This is a genomic window from Nocardioides zeae (assembly GCF_030818655.1).
GTDB lineage: Bacteria > Actinomycetota > Actinomycetes > Propionibacteriales > Nocardioidaceae > Nocardioides > Nocardioides zeae_A.
In genome coordinates this window covers 3885629-3903693 of record NZ_JAUTAN010000001.1, presented here as the reverse complement: position 1 = coordinate 3903693, position 18065 = coordinate 3885629, and the positions used below count along the sequence as shown (strand labels likewise).

The following is an 18065-nucleotide window of genomic DNA, read 5'->3' as shown; positions in this document are numbered from 1 at the left end:
GACCCCACCATCCCCAGGAGAACCCCCATGCAGCTCGTCGACACCGCCGCCATCGTCACCGGCGCCGCCTCCGGCCTCGGTGCCGCGACCGCCTCCGCGCTCGCCGCGCAGGGCGCGACCGTCTTCGGCCTCGACCTCCCCGGCTCGCTCGAGTCCGCCCCCGCGGTCGACGGCGTGACCTACGTGCCGACGGACGTCACCGACCCCGAGCAGGTCGCGGCGGCGGTCGCGACCGCCGCCGAGGGCGCCCCGCTGCGCACCGTCGTCAACTGCGCGGGCATCGGCCCGTCGGCGCGCATCCTGTCGCGCAAGGGCCCCCACGACCTCGGCCTCTACGCGAAGATCATCCAGGTCAACCTCATCGGCACGTTCAACGTGCTGACGCTCGCCGCCGAGCGGATCGCCCAGACCCCCGAGCTCGAGCACGGCGCCCGCGGCGTCGTCATCAACACCGCCTCCATCGCGGCGTTCGACGGCCAGGTCGGGCAGGCGGCGTACTCCTCCTCCAAGGGCGGCGTCGTCGGCCTCACCCTCCCGGCGGCACGCGACCTGGCGCAGTACGGCATCCGCGTCAACGTCATCGCGCCCGGCATCGTCGAGACGCCGATGCTCGCCACGGTCTCCGAGGAGTTCCGTGCCGGCCTCGCCGCCGGGGTCCCGTTCCCGCAGCGCCTCGCCCGGCCCGACGAGTACGCCCAGCTCGCCCTCGCGATCATCGACCACGACTACCTCAACGGCGAGGTCATCCGCATGGACGGCGCGCTGCGCATGGCGCCGCGCTGATCCCCACCGCACCCACTTCCACCGGCAAGGAGACACCCGTGGCCGAGGCCTACCTCATCGACGTCGTCCGGCTCGCGTCCGGCAAGGGCAAGCCGGGCGGGGCCCTGTCCGGCACGCATCCCGCCGTGCTGCTGTCCCACGTGCTGACGGCGCTCACCGAGCGCACCGGCGTGGACCCGGCCCGCGTCGAGGACGTCATCACCGGCTGCGTCCAGCAGGTCGGGGAGCAGTCCATGAACATCGGGCGTACGGCGCTGCTGGGCGCCGGATTCCCCGAGACCGTGCCCGCCGTCAGCATCAACCGGCAGTGCGGATCGAGCCAGCAGGCCGTGGACTTCGCCGCGCAGGCCGTGATGTCGGGCTTCGCCGACGTCGTCATCGCCTGCGGCGTGGAGTCGATGAGCCGCGTGCCGATAGGCGCCTCGACCCTCGGCCTCGACACCGACGGTCCCGAGGTCGCCGCGCGCTACCCCGAGGGCCTCGTCAACCAGGGCGTCTCCGCCGAGCTGGTGGCGCAGCGGTGGAAGCTCGAGCGCGACGAGCTCGACGCCTTCTCGGCGGAGTCGCACCGCCGCGCCGCCGCGGCCACCGAGGCGGGCTTCTTCGACGGCGAGGTCGTGCCGATCGACGTCACGCTGCCGGACGGCACCACGCTCACCCACCGCGTCGACGAGACCATCCGCGCCGCGACGAGCGCGGAGGGCCTCGCCGGCCTCCGGGCGTCGTTCCGCACCGACGAGCTCGCCGCCCGGTTCCCCGATCTCGGATGGCAGATCACGCCGGGGAACTCCTCGCCCCTGACCGACGGCGCCTCCGCCGCACTCGTCGTGAGCGAGCGGGTGCTGGAGGAGCTCGGCCTCACTCCCCGCGCCCGCTTCGTGGGCTTCGCCGTGACCGGCGACGACCCGGTGCTCATGCTGACCGCCCCGATCCCCGCCACCCAGAAGGTGCTCGCCCGCACGGGCCTCGGCATGGACGACCTCGACGCCTACGAGGTGAACGAGGCGTTCGCCCCGGTGCCGCTGGCGTGGGCCCGCGAGCTCGGCGCCGACCCGGCGAAGCTCAACCCGAACGGCGGCGCCATCGCGCTGGGCCACGCGCTCGGCTCGTCGGGCACGCGCCTGCTCGGCACGCTCCTCGCCGACCTCGAGCAGACCGGCGGCCGCTACGGCCTGCAGACCATGTGCGAGGCGGCCGGCATGGCCAACGCCACCATCATCGAAAGGCTCTGATCCGTGGACCTCTCCTCCGGCTCCTCCACCGCGCTCGTCACGGGCGGCGCGTCCGGCCTCGGTCGCGCCACCGTGGAGGCCCTCCTCGCGGCCGGCGCCCGCGGTGCCGTCATCCTCGACCTGCCCTCCTCCGCCGGCGCCGACGTCGCGGCCGAGCTGTCGCAGCGCTTCGACCGCGACGTACGGTTCGCGGCGGCCGACGTGCGCGACGCCGACACCGTGCAGGCGGCGGTCGACCTCGCCTCCGAGATCGGCGACCTCCGCGTCGCCGTGAGCTGCGCCGGCACCGGCGCCCCCGGCAAGACCGTGGGCCGGGGCAACGAGCCCCTGCCGCTCGAGTCCTTCCAGCGGGTCGTCGAGATCAACCTCGTCGGCACGTTCAACGTGATCCGCCTGGCCGCGGCCCGCATGGCCGAGCTGGAGCCCCTCGGCGAGGAGCGCGGCGTCGTCGTCAACACCGCGTCGGTGGCGGCCTTCGACGGCCAGGTCGGGCAGGCGTCGTACTCCGCCTCCAAGGGCGGCATCGTCGGCATGACGCTCCCGATCGCGCGCGACCTCGCGAACCTCGGGATCCGCGTCGTCACCATCGCCCCGGGCCTGTTCGACACGCCGCTCCTCGCGACGTTGCCCGAGGAGGCCAAGGCCTCCCTCGGCGCCCAGGTGCCGCACCCGAGCCGGCTCGGCGAGCCGGGCGAGTACGGCGCGCTGGTCGCCCACGTCGCCGCCAACCCGATGCTCAACGGTGAGGTGATCCGCCTCGACGGGGCGATCCGGATGGCGCCGCGCTGACCCCAGCCCCGAACCGCGTCGTGGCCCCAGCGCACCACTTTCCGGTGCGCTGGGGCCACGACGCGTGTGCGGGGTTCAGGGCAGCTGCCGCAGCGCCCGCTCCAGCAGCGGCGCCACGGCCGTCCCGGCGGTGTCGAAGCCGTCGCCCACGGTGCCGCCGGAGCGGTACCGGTGGTCGATCCCGGCGGCGATCACCGCGAGCTTGAACGCCGCGAGCGCCAGGTGGAACTCCCAGTGGGGCAGGGCTCCGCCCGTGGCCTCGTACGCCGCGGCCAGCGTCGCCTCGTCGGCGAGGCGCGGCGAGGTCCAGGCCGCGTCGAAGCCCAGGATGAGGTCGAGGACGGGGTCGCGGTAGATCGCCATCAGCGCCACGTCGGCCACCGGGTCACCGATCGTGGAGAGCTCCCAGTCGACGATCGCCGCGACGGCGCCGGTGGGTCGCCCGTCGCCGTCGGCCGCCAGCAGCGTGTTGTCGATGCGGTAGTCGCCGTGCACCACGCTGGTGCGCGCCTGGTCCGGCAGCGCCTCCCCCAGCCGTGCCGCGACCCGCGTCGCGAGCGCGTCCACGCTCGCGTCGTGGTGCTGCTTGACGTGCTCCCACTGGCCGCTCCAGCGCCGGAGCTGGCGCGCGGCGTACCCGTCCGGCCGCCCGAAGTCCCCGAGACCGACGGCGACGTGGTCGACGTCGTGCAGGCGGGCCAGCGCCTCCACGAGACCCGCGGAGACGTCGGCCACCTCCGCGTCGGTGAGGGTGTCCAGCTGCTCCCGGCGCGCGACCGACAGGCCGTCGACGAACTCGACCACCGTGAACGGCGCGCCGAGCACGCTCTCGTCGGTGCACGAGGCGATCGTGGGCGCGACGGCGACACCCGCGCCCTCGAGGGCGCGCGTCACCCGGAACTCGCGGCCCACGTCGTGCGCCGAGGGCGTGTAGCCGCCGAGGGGCGGACGCCGCAGCACCCACCGGCTCGCGCCGTCGGTGACGGCGAACGTCAGGTTCGACTTCCCGCCCGCGATGAGACGGGCCGACAGGGTCCCCGTGGTCGTGGTCCCCTGCGTCGCCAGCCAGCCGGTGACGCGGTCGAGCTCCGCGGGCCCGAGCCCGCCGGCGGCGTCGTTCACGACCCGGCGCCGCTCGTGATGCGCTTGACCGCGCGCTTCGCGATCGACCAGCGGTGCACCTCGGAGGGGCCGTCGTAGATGCGGAACGGCCGGATCTCGCGGGCGATCTTGGCGACCGGCAGGTCCGCCGTGACGCCGAGGCCGCCGCACAGCTGCTGGGAGCGGTCCACGACGCGGTCGAGGGCCTCGGCCGCGAAGGTCTTGGCGATGGACGTCGACTCCGACGCCCGGCCCCCCGCGTCGAGCTCTTCGCAGGCCACCCGCAGCAGGGCCCGGGTCGCCGCGAGGTCGATCTCGTTGTCGGCGATGTGCTGCTGGGCGAGGCCGAGGTCGGAGATCCGGCCGCCGAACGCCTGCCGGCCCGCGACGTACGCGACCGCCGTCTCGTGGGCCCGGCGCGCCGCGCCGGTCCAGCGCATGACGTGGGTCATCCGCGCGGGACCGAGCCGCACCTGGGCGTAGCGGAAGCCGAGGTCGACCTCGCCCAGCACGGCGTCGTCGCCGACGACGACGTCCTCGAAGCGCATCTCGCAGTGGCCGCCGATCATGGCCCGGTCGACCGTCGGGAGGTGGCGACCGACGACCACGCCCGGGGTGTCCGCGGGCACGAGGAACATGGTCGCGCCACCCGGGCCGCCGGGCTCGCCGCCGGTGCGCGCCATGACGATGAAGAAGCCGGCGCCGTCGGCGCCCGTGATGAACCGCTTCTCCCCGCTGATGACCCAGCCACCGTCGCCGCGGACCGCGCGCGTGCGCAGCGCGGACGGGTCGGCACCGGCGCCCGGCGCGGGCTCGGTCATCGCGAAGGCGGAGCGCACGAGGCCCCGCGCGAGCGGCTCGAGGAACCGGGTGCGCTGGTCGGCGCTCGCGATGGCCTCGAGCATGTGCATGTTGCCCTCGTCCGGGGCGCCGACGTTGGTGGCGATGGGACCGAAGAGCGAGTAACCGGCCTCCTCGAGCGGGCCCGAGCGGTCCACCATCCCGAGGCCGTGCCCGCCGTACTCCCGCGCGACCTGCGGGGCAAACACCCCGGCGGCGCGCGCGGCCTCCTGGAGGGCGACGCGACGCTCGTCGCCTCCCGCCGCGACGATGTCGCCGTCGTGCTCGTCGTCGAGCGGCAGCACGTGCTCCGCGACGAACTCCCGCGTGCGCGCGGTCAGGTCCTCGGCCAGCGTTCCCATCTCCATCCCTCCTGACCGAACGCTCGCTCGGTCTGCGAGGGATGGTGCCAGATGGGCGGAGGTGACGCAATCAGGCCGGTGTGCCCGGGAGAGGAAAACGCGGACCGGACCCAGCCGGATCGAGGAAAACGCGGACTCCCCGCGGCCTCCGGTCCGCGTTTTCCTAGGATCGCGGCCGGCGCCCGACCCGCGCACCTGGCAAAGTTCAGAGAACCTGAACTTCCTCGCGCCCTCCCGCCCGCCCCCGCACCCCGCGCGTTCCGGCCGACTCGGCGCAGGCGCTACTCCGCCAGGTGGTCGCGCAGGGCGCCGAGGGCGGCGTCGAGCTGCTCGCCGAGGTCGGCGTCGTCGTGGGCCAGCCAGGTCTCGTACGCCGCGAGCGAGACCCCGAGGGCGGCATGGCCCACGACGACGGCGCGCACGTCGTCCGCCGCGATGCCGCGCCGCTCGGCGACGAAGCGAGCGATCACGCCGCGCCACTCGGCGTACATGAGCGCGGAGTGCGCCTGCAGCGCCGGCGTGCCGAGGAGGAGCCGCATGCGGCCCCGGTGCTGCTCCTCGCCGCCCGCGGGCACGGCGTTGAAGTCGAGGATCGCGTCGTGGAGGGCCTGCCACACGGGCTCGTCGTGCGGGGCCTCCTCGAGCCGGCGCGCGAGCTCGGCGAGGCCCTCGGAGAAGCGGCCCCAGGGGATGTCGTTCTTGGAGGCGAAGTAGCGGAAGAGGGTGCGTCGGCTGATGCCGGCGGCCGTGGCGATGTCGTCGACCGTCGTCTGCTCGAAGCCGTCGCGGTGGAAGAGGTCGAGCGCCACGGACTCGATGGACTCGTGGGTCGTCGACCGAGGTCGGCCGAACATCTCGCCGCGCTCGTGCCGCACCGCCGCCTCCTTCCGCCACCGGCACGACGGGGACGCCGGACCGCCCGCATCCCATCACGCGGGCACGGCCGCCGGAAGGAGGGCAGGCACCACCTGCCCGACCGGGCAGTTATGACACCAGGTGTCGCCTCGTCCTTCCCAAGTGGCACCCCGTGTCATTACTGTGGCGCACGGCACACGCGGGGGGCTCGCCACCCCGCACCGACACCGCGAGGAGATGCGCATGAGCAAGCCCCAGGAGTCCGTCGAGACGCAGACCGACCTGAGCGCCGACATGCTGATCGAGGAAGTCTCGATCGACGGCATGTGCGGCGTCTACTGAGCCGACGAGCCCAGGAGACCTGCGATGAGCGACGCCCCGGACAGCCCGGCCCCCGACGCCGTGCGACTCGACCAGCCGTGGGCCATCTCGCCCGCGGTGGCGCTGCGGCCCGAGCCGTTCGGGGCGCTCGCCTACCACTTCGGCAACCGCAAGCTGACGTTCCTCAAGCGTCCCGAGCTCGTCACCGTGGTGCGCGCGCTCGCCGACGAGCCCGACGTGGCTGCCGCCCTCGCGGCCGCCGCGGTGCCCGAGGCCCAGTGGCCCGGCTACCTCGCGGCCCTGCAGGGCCTCGCCCGCACCGACATGATCCGCCCGCGCCCGACCGAAGGAGCCGCAGCATGACGATCGCCCCCGAGCGCCCCGGGCCCAGCACCCGGATCGGCCAGCTGCTCCCCACGACCGGTGACCGCACCCCCCGGGGCGACCGCCTCGTCGACCAGTTCGAGCTCGGTCTCGACGCGCCGATCTGCCTGACGTGGGAGCTGACCTACGCCTGCAACCTCGAGTGCGCCCACTGCCTGTCCAGCTCGGGTCGTCGCGACCCCCGCGAGCTGTCGACCGACCAGGCGAAGGCCGTCATCGACGAGCTGCAGCGCATGCAGGTCTTCTACATCAACATCGGCGGCGGCGAGCCCACGATCCGTCCCGACTTCTGGGAGCTGCTCGAGTACTCCATCGAGCACAACGTCGGCGTGAAGTTCTCGACGAACGGCGTGCGCCTCAACGCCGAGCGTGCGGCCTTCCTCGCCTCGCCCGCGATGAACGGGTACGTCGACATCCAGATCTCGCTCGACGGCGCGACCGCCGAGGTCAACGACTACGTCCGTGGCTCCGGGTCCTTCGACACCGCGATCCGTGCACTGGAGAACCTCCAGGCGGCGGGCTTCTCCGACGCGAAGATCTCCGTCGTCTGCACCCGCCAGAACATCGGCCAGCTCGACGAGTTCAAGGCCATCGCCGACAAGTACGGCGCGATGCTCCGCCTCACCCGGCTCCGCCCGTCGGGCCGCGGCGCCGACGTGTGGGACGAGCTGCACCCGCTCCCCGAGCAGCAGCGCGAGCTCTACGACTGGCTGATGGCCAACGGCGAGAACGTCCTCACCGGCGACTCCTTCTTCCACCTCGCCGCGTTCGGCGAGTCGCTGCCCGGCCTCAACCTGTGCGGCGCGGGCCGTGTGGTCTGCCTCATCGACCCGATCGGCGACGTCTACGCCTGCCCGTTCGCGATCCACGACAACTTCCACGCCGGCAACATCCTCACCGACGGCGGCTTCCAGCAGGTCTGGCAGACGTCCCCGCTGTTCCAGGACCTGCGCGCCCCGCAGACCGGCGGCGCGTGCGCGAAGTGCTCCTTCTTCGACGCCTGCCGCGGCGGCTGCATGGCCGCCAAGTTCTTCACCGGGCTCCCCCTCGACGGTCCCGACCCGGAGTGCGTGCAGGGCTACGGCGAGTCCGCCCTGCAGTCCATGAACGAGGCGGGTGGCCGGGTGGTCCCGGAGCCCAGCCAGGACCACTCCAAGAAGAACCCCACCCGCAACCAGCCCGTGATGCTGCAGCTGGGTCGCCGCCCCGAGGACCTCGAGGCCGCCCTCACGCCCCGCGGCATGCCCGTCTCGGCGTGCGCCGAGAGCCCGCTCGCCGGTTTCGACCCGGGCACGGGCGCCCTGGGCGGCGGGGGCGGCTGCGCCTCCGGCGCCTGCGGGTGCTGATCCCGCGCCGTACCCGAACCCCCCGATCCGCCGGCGGGCACGCCTGCGCCGACCACGCGCGCCCGCCGGCACACCACCGCAGGAGAGACCCATGGCCAAGCCCGAGTGGCTGAGCAACCCCTGGAAGCAGAACCCCTGGTTCGAGTCCGTCGCCGTCGCCCAGGAGCGGGCGCGCAAGCGCCTGCCGCAGCCCGTGTACGGCGCGCTCGTCGCCGGCTCGGAGCGCGGTCAGTCCGCCGGGGACAACCAGGCGGCCTTCGCCGAGATCGGCCTCCAGCCGGTCGTCGCGGGCCAGCAGAAGGAGCGGTCACAGGCCACGACGGTCTGGGGCCAGGAGATCTCGCAGCCGGTCGTCATCTCCCCCACCGGTGTGCAGGCCGTGCACCCCGACGGCGAGGTCGCCGTCGCCCGCGCCGCCCGCGACCGCGGCACGCTCATGGGCCTGTCGAACTTCGCCTCGAAGTCCGTCGAGGAGGTCACGGGGACGGGGGCGCGGACGTTCTTCCAGATGTACTGGACCGGCGAGCGCGACATCATGCTCCACCGGATGCAGCGCGCCCAGGACGCGGGCGCGCTCGGCCTCATCGCCACCACCGACTGGTCGTTCTCGATCGGCCGCGACTGGGGCTCGCCCGAGATCCCGGAGAAGGTCGACCTCCGCACGATGGTGCGCTTCGCCCCGAAGGTGGCCGCCAAGCCGCGGTGGCTGTGGACCTTCGGCAAGACGGGCACGATCCCCGACCTCACCGCCCCCAACCTGGCGCCGCCGGGCGGGATCGCGGGACCGACGTTCTTCGGCGCCTACTACGAGTGGATGAACACCGAGCCGCCGTCCTGGGACGACGTCGCGTGGATGCGCGAGCAGTGGAAGCAGGTCTCCGGCGGCAAGCCGTTCATCCTCAAGGGCGTCAGCCGGGTGGACGACGCGCTGCGGGCCGTGGACGCGGGTGTCGACTCCATCTCCGTGTCGAACCACGGCGGCAACAACCTCGACGGCACCCCGGCCGCGATCCGGATGCTGCACCCGATCGCCTCGCGGGTCGGCGACGACCTCGAGGTCGTCATCGACGGTGGCATCCGCCGCGGCTCCGACGTCGTCAAGGCCGTCGCCCTCGGCGCCCGGGCCGTGCTCATCGGCCGCGCCTACCTCTGGGGCCTCGCCGCCAACGGCGAGCAGGGCGTGGGCAACGTGCTCGACGTGCTCCGCATGGGCGTGGACTCGGCGCTGCGGGGCATGGGCGTCGCGTCCATCCACGAGCTGACGCCCGAGCACCTCCTCGTCCCGGAGGGCTTCCACCGCACGCTGGGCGCACCGTGACCCCCGCCCTCTCGTCACGCACGTGGCCGGACGTCGAGCCCGGCACGCTCCTCCTCGTGCCGGTCGGCTCGATCGAGCAGCACGGTCCCCACCTGCCCCTCGACACCGACGGCGTCATCGCCGCCGAGGTCGCGGCGCGCGTGGCGGTGCACCTCCTCGACGAGGTGCCCGTGCTCGTGGCGCCGCCCCTGCTGTTCGCCGCCTCGGGCGAGCACCACGGCTTCCCCGGCACGCTGTCGATCGGCACCGAGGCGCTCGCCGCCCTGCTCGTCGAGCTGGTGCGCTCCGCCGAGCTCTGGACCCCGCGCGTCGTCCTCGTCAACGCCCACGGCGGCAACGTCTTCGCGCTCGAGAAGGCCGTGCGTCAGCTGCGGGAGGAGGGGCACGACACCGCCTGGGTCGCGTGCGCGACCGAGGACGTCGACCTCCACGCGGGTCGCACCGAGACCTCGATCATGCTCCACCTCCGACCCACCGCGGTCGACCTCCGCCGGGCCGAGGTGGGCAACACCGGCACCCTGACGGAGATCCTGCCGACGTTGATGAGCGGCGGCGTGCGGGCCGTCTCCGCCAACGGCGTCCTCGGCGACCCGACCGGCGCGACCGCCGACGAGGGCCGCTGCCTCGTCGCGGAGCTCGTGCGCGACGTGCTCCAGCGCGTCCGCCACGCCGCTCCCGACGCCCGGGGACACCTGGCCGCACCGGCAGCGCGGGCCGCGGGCCGCGTACCGGTGCAGGCGTGAGCGACCGCCGCGTCGCCCTCGTCACCGGCGCCGCCGGAGGGCTGGGCACGGCGGTCCTCGCCGCGCTCGCCCGTGACGGCTACGACGTGGTCGGTGTCGACGTCGCCCCCGTCGCCGCGCCCTGCGCGGAGTGGCACCTCGTCGACGTGCGGGACGGTACGGCGCTGCGCGAGCTGGCTGCGGACGTCGTGGCCCGCCGGGGCCGCCTCGACGCGGTCGTCGCCGCGGCGGCCGTCGTCGGCGGCGGCAGCCCGCTCTGGGCCACCCCCGACAGCGTGCTCGACGAGCTGTGGGAGGTGGACGCCAAGGGCGTCTGGACGACCGCCGCCGCGACGGTCCCCCACCTGCTCGCCTCGCCCGAGCCCCACCTCGCGCGCTTCGTCGGCATCGCGTCGGCCGCGGGCGAGCACGGGCTGTTCGGGCTGGCGGCCTACACGGCCGTGAAGCACGCGGTCGTCGGGATCGTGCGCGGCCTCGCCGCGGACCTCGCCGGCACGGGCGTCGTGGCCGTCGCCGTGTCGCCCGGCGCCACGCGGACGCCCATGCTCGAGGCGACCGCGGCCCTCTACGGCCTCGCGGGCGAGGACGGCATCGACGAGCTCGCCCGCCACCAGGGCCTCCGCCGGGCGCTCGAGCCGGCCGAGGTCGCCGACGTCGTCGCGCTCTGCTGCTCGCCGGCCGGAGCCGCGCTCCACGGGTCGGTCGTCAACGCCGACGGGGGTTTCGGGATCTAGCGCCAGGCGCGCCACCGTCCTCCCCGGAGCTCGGGTGGGACCGGGGCCCGCGGCGGCTCCTCCGTCCGGCCACCGAGGTAGCCCACCACCGCGTCGAGACCCACCTCCTCCTGGATCGCCGCCGCGATCGACAGGCCCTCCGCGCGCCACGACGCGTCGCCCGGCAGGCCGTCCGCGTGACGGCGCTGCGCGCGCCACCGGTGGATGCGGCGACGGGTCGGGACCGAAACGGCGAGGGTCCGGATCGGGAACCGCACGGGCCGGCCAGCCTCCATCCGGAGGAGATCCGCGCCCTCGCCCGGCAGGGCCAGCAGCAGCGCGTGCCGCCCCGGCTCGCACCGCCACACCTCGTGGTCCCCGCCCAGCTCGAGCTGGACCTGGCGCGCGAGGCCGAGCGCGCGCACCAGGTGGCCGAGCAACCCGTCCCGCATCTCATCGTCACCGTCGTCGCGCCTGCACCAGTCGGCGAGGTCCTCCTGCAGGGGACCGCTCAGCCCGAGCTCGTCGGCGTCGGCGTGCCCGGCGTCGTCCCAGGTGGGTCCGCGCAGCCACAGCGGGTGCTCGGTGTAGTCACTGAAGAACTGCAGGTAGACCATCGTGGGCCTCCGGGCCGGAACGGCCGTCGCGAGTCGGCCTCGCACCACCCCCCGGCGCCGTCGGCCGAGTGGATCAGCATGCACCGGCGGTGGTGACGCCGCCACCGATTTCCGGCGGCGGGCGGGGCGCCCGGCCACCTCCTGCGGAACGGGTGCAGCCGGAGGTTCCGTCGGCCCGCATCCGTTCCGCAGAACTCCAGCGGGGAACGCGCGGCGCGCCCCACAATCAGCATCATGACGACGTTCCCGATCCGACGGACCCTGGCGCTCGGCGCCGCCGTGCTGGCGATCGCGGGCGGGGGCCTCGCGGCGAGCGCTGGGATCTCGGCCGTCGCGAAGCCCGCGCCGCCCCACCCCCTCACCGTGGCGGAGACCGAGGCGTGGGTCGAGGAGCTGCTCGCGCTGCCGCCCGACGAGGTCTGCGAGCTGTCCGCCTCCAAGTCGTTGTGCGAGCGCACCCTCGACGGCGCGCCTGCCGGCCCGACCGGCGATGTCGCCACCCAGGTCGACCTCCAGGACGACGGCACGGCCCTCGTCACGTTCCGTGGGGAGCTCGCCACGGGCGAGCGGTTCCACAGCGAGATCGACGTGCTCCGCGACGCCGACGGCGAGGTGCGCGGCATCGCGCCCGTCTACTGGTGGTCGACGGTCGCCTGACCACCGCGCGTCGGACACCCCGGCAGAGGGTTCGCTCGGCCCACGCCCAGGTCCCGTCGTCGCGCCCCGCTCCGGCCTCGCCCCCGGCTGGTGAGTGGGACTGCGTGTAACGCGGTGTCCGGGCTACTGGAGCAGTAGTCGACCACCGCACAGGACGCACCAACCCTTCCATGGACGCCCGGACACCGCGTTACAACGGCGAGGACGAGCCACCCCACCCCCCCACACCGAAGACGACCCGTCAGCTCGCGACGCCGAGGCGCCGGTCGCGCAGGCGCTCGCTGCGCAGCCCCTCCATCTGCCGCGCCGCTTCCAGCAGGGCCGTCGGGGTCGTCGCTCCGAACGACGCGACGGCTGCGGCGTACTGCTGGCGGAGCCGGGCCATCGCCCGCTTCCGCGGCACGCCCCAGAAGTCGTCGGGCGTGAGGCGCTGGACCGCCAGGCCGACCCCTTGCAGCCCGCCCTCCCGACCCTTCTCCGCCATCACAACGTCGGCCACGGGCCCGACGGCGACGCCGCCCTCGGCGACCGACAGGTACTTCACCCGGCCGTCCAGCTCGATGGCCAGACATCCGACCAGCATGTCGATCCAGATGACACCGCGGCCGAGCCGCACCGGGAACTGGGTCACCGGACGCAGCCCGAGCGCCTCGACGACCAACAGGCGAGCGATCGACTCCCCGCCGTTCTCTGCGCCGGCGTCGGCCAGGTCGACCGCCCGACGCGCCTCGTGCACCCCTGGCCAGTGCCGCTGGCCGGCGACCTCACCGTGCAGGTCGGCGATGGTGACGTTGCGCCGCAGCACCTGGTCCATCGCGACGACGCCGGTGGTCAAGCCGTGCTCGCGGGCGAGGTCGACGGCAGTGCGGGCGGCGCCGAGGTGCGGGACGCCGTCGGTGAGCGCGAGATCGCCGGGCGGGGTGCGCGCGACGTGGTGCTTGACCCCGTGCTCGGTGCGTGTGCCGTTGACCCTGCCCCGGGTGACGTGGACGAGCCGCTCGCGCGGTACCGCGACGTCGATGCCGAGCGCCCGCGCCGCCGAGTCGTGGCTGAGGACGTGCGGGGCCCTCATCGTCAGGTGGACGGCGCGGTCGCGCATGCGCCACCGCCCCACGTCGTCGGCGGCCTCCCAGGCGGGCCGGGCGACGTACCCTCCCCGGCGCACCCGCACCCACTCCCCGCCGGGCCGCAGGAGCGTCCGGATCTCCGGTGTCCGGTAACCCACCCCCGCCGCCTGCTCGCGGGTGAACACGCCGCCCTGGGTGGCGGCCGTCGCCGCGAGGAGGGGATGCATGCGCCCACGGTGACCGACCGGCGGACCGAGCAACCGGTACGGCGCGCTGCCTGGGGACAGACGTACCCCGGGGCCCGCCTGGGGAGGGCCAGCGGGCCGGTCGGCGGCGTCCATCAACCCGTGTAACGCGGTGTCCGGGCTTCCTTGGAAGGGTTGGTGCTACTCCTGCGGTGGTCGACCACGTGTGCAGTAGCCCGGACACCGCGTTACACCGGGAGGGGCGACACCGGAAGAGGCGACACCGGAAGAGGCGACCACCGCCGAGGGCGTCACTCCGTCGCGTTGACGACGCCGCGCGCGAGCACGAGGTGCCGGTGCACGAGCTCCTCGGGGCTCAGCGGTCCGTCGGGCCGGTACCACGACGACACCCCGATGCAGAGCACCGTGACGCCGCGGCTCGCGGCCTTGGGGTACGGCGTGGCGAAGGTGCCGTCGGCCGCACCGTCCTCGACGGCGCTGTCGAGCATCGCCTGGAGCTCGTCGCGCAGCGCGACGATCCGGTCGCGGTTGGCGCCCTCGAGGCTCCGCAGCTCGCTCGAGGTCACGAACGCGTGCTTCGTGCGGAACATGTGGAACCGCAGGAGGCACTCGACCCAGGCGTCGAAGCGCGCTGCGGGGGATGCCCCGGCCTCCTCCAGCGCCGCGGCGGTGCGCTGCACGAGGTCGCGCATGACGTCCTCGAGGAGGGCGACGAGGATGTCCTGCTTGGACGGGTAGTGGTGGTAGAGCCCCGGCACCGACAGGCCGGCCGTGGAGGCCAGCTCCCGGATGGAGGTGCCGTGGTACCCGTGCTTGGCGAACGCCTCGAGCGCCGCCTCGAGGACCCGGGGCAGCTGGGCGTCGTCGTACTTCCGCCACTCCAGCGGCTCCGCAACCATGCGGAGCACCCTACGACCTCCGCCACGCCGGGAGGAGCGAACGCACCGAGCGTTCGCTCACCGCTCCACGCCAGACGCCCCACCCGTAGGCCAGGTCGTCGAGCCGACGGAGCACGGCGTACGTCGCGACGTCGGTCGCCGGCCGCTGCCGCACCCAGCCCGCCGCGGTGTCGGCGACGACGGCGGCGGCCACCAGGCGTCGTACCCGGCGGGACGTCGCGAGCCCCACCACGGTGAGGGGCCAGTGGTGGCGGAGCAGGCCCGCGGCGACCTGCTCGACGTTCATCCAGGTCGCGAGGAGCGTGAGGGACGTCGCGGTGCGCCGGGCATCGGCGTCGCCACCCAGCCGGTCCGCGAGCCGCGCGGCCACCACGACCCCCGCACCCCCGGCCAGGACGGTCGGCACCGGACGTTGCAGCAGGAGCGCCGCGACCTGCGCGACACCGAGCGGGGCGAGGACCGCGGGGGCGACGAGGTCGCCGTGCCGGGCGGCCAGGACCGCCGCGCTGCCGCCGTAGTCCGCCCGCCGCCGCGCCCACGCCCCGAGGGCGACCCGGTGGTCGTGGCGGGCGGTGGCTCCCGCGTCGTACCGCACCCGCCAGCCCGCGCGCACCAGCCGCCACACGAGGTCGACGTCCTCCCCCACCCGCAGGTCGGCGGCGAAGCCCTCCCCCAGCGCCGCGACCCGGGCGAGCAGCACGGCGGAGGGTACGTAGGCCACGGCGGTGCCGGGGGCCACGAACGCCGAGCGGGGACCCCGGTCGAGGGAGGAGGCCACGGCCTCGTACCGCGTCAGCGCCGACCCCGTCTCCACCAGACCGCGGATCCGCGGCGCGACCACGGCGAGGCCGGGGTCGACGAAGGCAGCGCGCAGGCGCCGGAGCTCCTCCGCCGTGACGACGACGTCGGAGTCGACGAACAGCACGTACGTCGCGCCCCGCCGCCGCGCCTCCGCGAGGCCTGCGTTCCGCGCACCCGCCGGTCCGAGGTTCGTCGGCAGCCGGAGCACGTCCGCGCCGTGCCGTGCCGCCGTCGCGGCGAGGGGGCCGGGATCGGGCGAGGCGTCGTCGACGACGAGCACCGGGACCGCGCCGCCGAGGGCGCCGAGCAGCCGCTCGACACCGTCGGCCCGCTCGTGGGCGGGGACGACGACGAGCACGTCGTCGCCGGCCGGCGGGGGTGCGTCCGCGACGTACGCCGCGAGCCCGGCCCCCACCAGCTGCGCCGCGAGCCCGGCGCGGCCGGGCGTGCCGTCGAGCACGAAGGAGCCGCCCTCGAGCAACCGTGCGCCACCCGCGCCGAGCCGGACCGCCCGCACCGGGGCGCCCCCCACGAGGAGGGCCCCGTAGCGGCGCACGCCCGCGTCGAGCAGCACACGCGTGCCCGGCGGCAGCGCGGGACGGTCGGGCGGCGGCGGGAGGCTCACGAGGACCAAAGGTAGTTCCGATCGGCGTTACCGCCCCGCACCTTCGCGTTCACACCCGTGACATAAAAGACAGTTCAACCTCTTGCCAACCGGGCGGGCAGCCCCCAGTGTTGACGGCCGAAAGTCCTCGTCGGGGTCGACGGGGCCGCCCAGGCTGCGCCGAGGCTCACCACGGCTTGGGGAGAACCAGATCGCGCACGCGCGAGTGGTGAGCACGGGAGACCCAGGCAGCACGCCGCTCCACCGCAGGGTGGAACGGCTTGGGGTGAAGGTCCGCCCACCGCGAGGTGGTCGGCCCGGGCAACGGCAGCCCGAACCCGACAGGTCATCTTTCGTAGGCGTCGCCGCAAGGAATCCCCTCCATGCATGCTGATGTCAGCGTGCCCGCACGTCCGGGCACCCCCGCACACGCTCCTTCTCCCATCCCCGGCACCCCCCGCCACCGCGCCCACGGCCGCGCCCGCATGACGGTCCGCACCCCCGGTCGCACCTCCACCCTCCGCCGGGCCGCCACCGCCGGCGGTCTCGCCCTCGCGGCCGTCGCCTCCACCGCGGCGCTCAGCGTCGGCACGGCCCAGCCGGCCGAGGCCTACCCCGCGCACTGGTCCTCGACCCAGCGGGCCGAGTACGAGCGCCAGATCGAGATCCGCAACTACGAGGTGCTCAAGGCGGCCCGCGCGCTCAAGGGCGTCAAGTACCGCTACGGCGGCACCAGCCCCAGCACGGGCTTCGACTGCTCGGGCTACGTCGGCTACGTCTACAAGAAGGTCGGCAAGACGCTGCCCCGCACGTCGCGCCAGATGGCCGAGTCGGTCGGTCGCATCAGCACGAAGTCGGCCCGCGTCGGCGACCTCGTCTTCTTCTACAGCGGCGGCCGCGTCTACCACGTGGCGATCTACGCGGGCGACGGCTACGTCTGGCACGCCCCCGGCACCGGCGAGCGCGTCAAGCTCGAGAAGATCTGGACCACCAGCGTCACCTTCGGCCGCGTCTGAGCCTCGGCCCCGCGCCACCGGCGCACCGCACGTCCCGAGAACCGTCGGCGGCGATCCCTAGGATCGCCGCCGACGGTCGTTCCGGGGGCGGCCGCACGCCGACGGTGACGAGGGGGCGCGGGTGCGCACACGCGTGGTGGGGATCCTGCTGACGTTGCTGGTGGTGGGCGCGATCTGGTTCACCGGCAACCGGGCGGAGGACGATCCCCGCGGCGGTCCCGACAGCGAGCCCGGCGGCGAGCCCGGCGACGGCGCGTCCAGCACCGCGGTCGTCACCGCGGTCGTCGACGGCGACACGATCCGGGTGGTGCCCGCGGGGTCCGACGAGGAGCGTCGCGTGCGCCTGCTCGGCCTCGACGCGCCCGAGGTGCGCGGCACCCCCGAGTGCGGCGGCGCCGAGGCCACCGACGTGCTCGTCGACCTGCTGCCGGTGGGCACCACGGTCACCCTCGTCGGCGACCCCACCCAGGACGACGTGGACCGCTACGACCGGCTGCTGCGCTACGTCGAGGGCCCCGACGGCACCGACGTGGGCGAGCGCCTGGTCGCGTCGGGCTGGGTCGCGACGTACGTGTTCCGGGACGAGTTCGAGCGCCTGGACCGGTACGCCGCGGCGGAGGACCGAGCGGAGGCCGAGGGCCGCGGCGCGTGGAGCGGCTGCTGAGCCCGTCGCACAGGTCGCACCGCCTCAGGCGCCGAGGTAGCGCCCCGGCCGGTGGTTGAGGGCGAGCACGAGGTTGAGCAGCGCCGCACCCACGGCCGAGACGAGCACGTTGGCGGGATCGACGACGGCCAGCGCGCCGAGCACGACGCCGACGTCGAGCGCCATCTGCACGTGGCCCGCCCGCCACCCGAGCCGCTCCTGCGCGAGGAGCGCGACCACGTTGAAGCCGCCGAGGCTGGCGCCGTGGCGGAACACGATGAGCAACCCGATGCCGACGAGGAGGTTGCCCGCCATCGCGGCGTAGACGGGGTCGAGGTCGGCGAGGTCGACGAAGCGGTGGTGGAGCTCCGCGAAGCCGCTCACCAGCACGACGCAGAGCAGGCTGCGTGCCGCGAACCCCCAGCCCATCTTCACCGCGGCGAGGGCGAAGAACGGCACGTTGAGCACGACGAGGACGACGCTGAAGGGCAGGCCCGCGGCGTAGGTCAGCAGCAGCGCCAGACCGGTCGTGCCTCCGGTGACGGCCGCGCTGGTCGTGAGGAACAGCAGCCCCAGGGAGACGAGGAAGGTGCCGGTGAGCACGCCCAGCACGTTCTCCACGAACGAGTGGGGAACCGTGTCGGGCGGGGTGCTCACGCCCGCACACTAACGACGCCGGCGGACACTCCCGACCGCGTGGGACCCAGTGCGGCACTCGGTACCAAATATGGGGCCGCAGTACCGCGACGTACCGGGTGTGCGAGCATC

At 74.4% G+C, this 18065-nt stretch carries 20 protein-coding genes; 12 read left to right on the top strand and 8 right to left on the bottom strand.

Annotated elements, in window-relative coordinates:
• Positions 1-27 precede the first annotated feature (27 nt).
• From QE405_RS18540 to QE405_RS18530, 3 genes are read left to right on the top strand one after another with little or no spacing between them, the layout of a single operon-like run.
• The gene (locus QE405_RS18540) at positions 28-783 is read left to right on the top strand and encodes an SDR family NAD(P)-dependent oxidoreductase (protein WP_307203871.1); all 756 of its coding nucleotides are present in this window, start codon (positions 28-30) and stop codon (positions 781-783) included.
• A 38-nt stretch (positions 784-821) separates the two neighbouring features.
• Positions 822-2015 carry an acetyl-CoA C-acyltransferase gene (locus tag QE405_RS18535; RefSeq protein WP_307203864.1) on the top strand — a complete coding sequence of 398 codons (1194 nt, stop codon included), beginning with the start codon at positions 822-824 and terminating at the stop codon, positions 2013-2015.
• 3 nt (positions 2016-2018) lie between these two features.
• A complete protein-coding gene (locus QE405_RS18530) occupies positions 2019-2804 on the top strand; it encodes an SDR family NAD(P)-dependent oxidoreductase (RefSeq protein WP_307203857.1) in 786 nt (261 codons plus the stop codon).
• Positions 2805-2879: 75 nt separating this feature from the next.
• Here the strand turns inward: QE405_RS18530 and QE405_RS18525 are convergent, their stop codons facing one another.
• The 3 genes from QE405_RS18525 to mftR form a co-directional block, all read right to left on the bottom strand.
• Positions 2880-3926 (bottom strand): phosphotransferase family protein, encoded by a 1047-nt coding sequence (locus tag QE405_RS18525; RefSeq protein WP_307203850.1) that lies wholly within the window; start codon positions 3924-3926, stop codon positions 2880-2882.
• Positions 3923-5107 (bottom strand): acyl-CoA dehydrogenase family protein, encoded by a 1185-nt coding sequence (locus tag QE405_RS18520; protein WP_307203845.1) that lies wholly within the window; start codon positions 5105-5107, stop codon positions 3923-3925. Before QE405_RS18520 ends, QE405_RS18525 begins: the two co-directional genes overlap by 4 nt.
• Positions 5108-5388: 281 nt before the next feature.
• Positions 5389-5982 carry a mycofactocin system transcriptional regulator gene (gene mftR, locus QE405_RS18515; protein ID WP_307203839.1) on the bottom strand — a complete coding sequence of 198 codons (594 nt, stop codon included), beginning with the start codon at positions 5980-5982 and terminating at the stop codon, positions 5389-5391.
• A gap of 223 nt (positions 5983-6205) precedes the next feature.
• Here mftR and mftA point away from each other — a divergent pair, with 223 nt between their 5' ends.
• The 6 genes from mftA to QE405_RS18485 all read left to right on the top strand — a co-directional run bounded on the left by mftA (position 6206) and on the right by QE405_RS18485 (position 10808).
• Positions 6206-6304, top strand: a complete 99-nt coding sequence (gene mftA, locus QE405_RS18510; protein ID WP_163771247.1) for a mycofactocin precursor MftA — start codon at positions 6206-6208, stop codon at positions 6302-6304.
• 24 nt (positions 6305-6328) lie between these two features.
• The gene (gene mftB / locus QE405_RS18505) at positions 6329-6646 is read left to right on the top strand and encodes a mycofactocin biosynthesis chaperone MftB (protein WP_307203810.1); all 318 of its coding nucleotides are present in this window, start codon (positions 6329-6331) and stop codon (positions 6644-6646) included.
• Complete coding sequence (gene mftC, locus QE405_RS18500) at positions 6643-8013, top strand: mycofactocin radical SAM maturase (RefSeq protein WP_307203805.1); 1371 nt, start codon at positions 6643-6645, stop codon at positions 8011-8013. Before mftB ends, mftC begins: the two co-directional genes overlap by 4 nt.
• 91 nt (positions 8014-8104) lie before the next feature.
• On the top strand, positions 8105-9331 hold the full coding sequence (gene mftD, locus QE405_RS18495) for a pre-mycofactocin synthase MftD (protein ID WP_307203792.1): 1227 nt from the start codon (positions 8105-8107) through the stop codon (positions 9329-9331).
• Complete coding sequence (gene mftE / locus QE405_RS18490; protein ID WP_307203786.1) at positions 9328-10074, top strand: mycofactocin biosynthesis peptidyl-dipeptidase MftE; 747 nt, start codon at positions 9328-9330, stop codon at positions 10072-10074. Before mftD ends, mftE begins: the two co-directional genes overlap by 4 nt.
• A complete protein-coding gene (locus tag QE405_RS18485; RefSeq protein WP_307203779.1) occupies positions 10071-10808 on the top strand; it encodes a mycofactocin-coupled SDR family oxidoreductase in 738 nt (245 codons plus the stop codon). The genes mftE and QE405_RS18485 overlap by 4 nt, the downstream gene beginning before the upstream one ends.
• Here QE405_RS18485 and QE405_RS18480 read toward each other — a convergent pair.
• Positions 10805-11404: a hypothetical protein gene (locus tag QE405_RS18480; protein WP_307203772.1), complete on the bottom strand. Its 600-nt coding sequence runs from the start codon at positions 11402-11404 to the stop codon at positions 10805-10807. The two genes, QE405_RS18485 and QE405_RS18480, sit on opposite strands and share 4 nt — an antisense overlap.
• 234 nt (positions 11405-11638) lie before the next feature.
• On the opposite strand from QE405_RS18480, the gene QE405_RS18475 reads away from it, so the two are divergent.
• Complete coding sequence (locus tag QE405_RS18475) at positions 11639-12061, top strand: hypothetical protein (protein WP_307203765.1); 423 nt, start codon at positions 11639-11641, stop codon at positions 12059-12061.
• 241 nt (positions 12062-12302) lie between these two features.
• Here the strand turns inward: QE405_RS18475 and QE405_RS18470 are convergent, their stop codons facing one another.
• The 3 genes from QE405_RS18470 to mftF all read right to left on the bottom strand — a co-directional run bounded on the left by QE405_RS18470 (position 12303) and on the right by mftF (position 15659).
• On the bottom strand, positions 12303-13355 hold the full coding sequence (locus tag QE405_RS18470; protein ID WP_307203758.1) for a hypothetical protein: 1053 nt from the start codon (positions 13353-13355) through the stop codon (positions 12303-12305).
• Between the two features lie 269 nt (positions 13356-13624).
• Positions 13625-14233 (bottom strand): TetR/AcrR family transcriptional regulator, encoded by a 609-nt coding sequence (locus tag QE405_RS18465; protein ID WP_307203751.1) that lies wholly within the window; start codon positions 14231-14233, stop codon positions 13625-13627.
• 10 nt (positions 14234-14243) lie between these two features.
• On the bottom strand, positions 14244-15659 hold the full coding sequence (mftF, locus tag QE405_RS18460; RefSeq protein ID WP_307203743.1) for a mycofactocin biosynthesis glycosyltransferase MftF: 1416 nt from the start codon (positions 15657-15659) through the stop codon (positions 14244-14246).
• A 464-nt stretch (positions 15660-16123) separates the two neighbouring features.
• Between mftF and QE405_RS18455 the strand changes: the two genes are divergently transcribed.
• Together QE405_RS18455 and QE405_RS18450 are read left to right on the top strand one after the other, a co-directional pair.
• The gene (locus tag QE405_RS18455; RefSeq protein ID WP_307203737.1) at positions 16124-16654 is read left to right on the top strand and encodes a C40 family peptidase; all 531 of its coding nucleotides are present in this window, start codon (positions 16124-16126) and stop codon (positions 16652-16654) included.
• Between the two features lie 121 nt (positions 16655-16775).
• Positions 16776-17318, top strand: coding sequence for a thermonuclease family protein (locus tag QE405_RS18450; RefSeq protein WP_307203722.1), 543 nt, complete (start codon positions 16776-16778; stop codon positions 17316-17318).
• A 24-nt stretch (positions 17319-17342) separates the two neighbouring features.
• Here the strand turns inward: QE405_RS18450 and QE405_RS18445 are convergent, their stop codons facing one another.
• The gene (locus QE405_RS18445) at positions 17343-17954 is read right to left on the bottom strand and encodes a YitT family protein (protein ID WP_307203715.1); all 612 of its coding nucleotides are present in this window, start codon (positions 17952-17954) and stop codon (positions 17343-17345) included.
• Positions 17955-18065 lie beyond the last annotated feature (111 nt).

What these genes read in the sequence shown, in the direction of transcription:
- QE405_RS18540 (WP_307203871.1), top strand. Translation starts at nt 28, where the DNA reads ATGCAGCTCGTCGACACCGCCGCCATCGTCACCGGCGCCGCCTCCGGC.
- QE405_RS18520 (WP_307203845.1), bottom strand. Translation starts at nt 5,107, where the DNA reads ATGGGAACGCTGGCCGAGGACCTGACCGCGCGCACGCGGGAGTTCGTC.
- mftA (WP_163771247.1), top strand. Translation starts at nt 6,206, where the DNA reads ATGAGCAAGCCCCAGGAGTCCGTCGAGACGCAGACCGACCTGAGCGCC.
- mftB (WP_307203810.1), top strand. Translation starts at nt 6,329, where the DNA reads ATGAGCGACGCCCCGGACAGCCCGGCCCCCGACGCCGTGCGACTCGAC.
- mftC (WP_307203805.1), top strand. Translation starts at nt 6,643, where the DNA reads ATGACGATCGCCCCCGAGCGCCCCGGGCCCAGCACCCGGATCGGCCAG.
- mftD (WP_307203792.1), top strand. Translation starts at nt 8,105, where the DNA reads ATGGCCAAGCCCGAGTGGCTGAGCAACCCCTGGAAGCAGAACCCCTGG.
- QE405_RS18480 (WP_307203772.1), bottom strand. Translation starts at nt 11,404, where the DNA reads ATGGTCTACCTGCAGTTCTTCAGTGACTACACCGAGCACCCGCTGTGG.
- QE405_RS18475 (WP_307203765.1), top strand. Translation starts at nt 11,639, where the DNA reads ATGACGACGTTCCCGATCCGACGGACCCTGGCGCTCGGCGCCGCCGTG.
- QE405_RS18470 (WP_307203758.1), bottom strand. Translation starts at nt 13,355, where the DNA reads ATGCATCCCCTCCTCGCGGCGACGGCCGCCACCCAGGGCGGCGTGTTC.
- QE405_RS18465 (WP_307203751.1), bottom strand. Translation starts at nt 14,233, where the DNA reads ATGGTTGCGGAGCCGCTGGAGTGGCGGAAGTACGACGACGCCCAGCTG.
- QE405_RS18455 (WP_307203737.1), top strand. Translation starts at nt 16,124, where the DNA reads ATGACGGTCCGCACCCCCGGTCGCACCTCCACCCTCCGCCGGGCCGCC.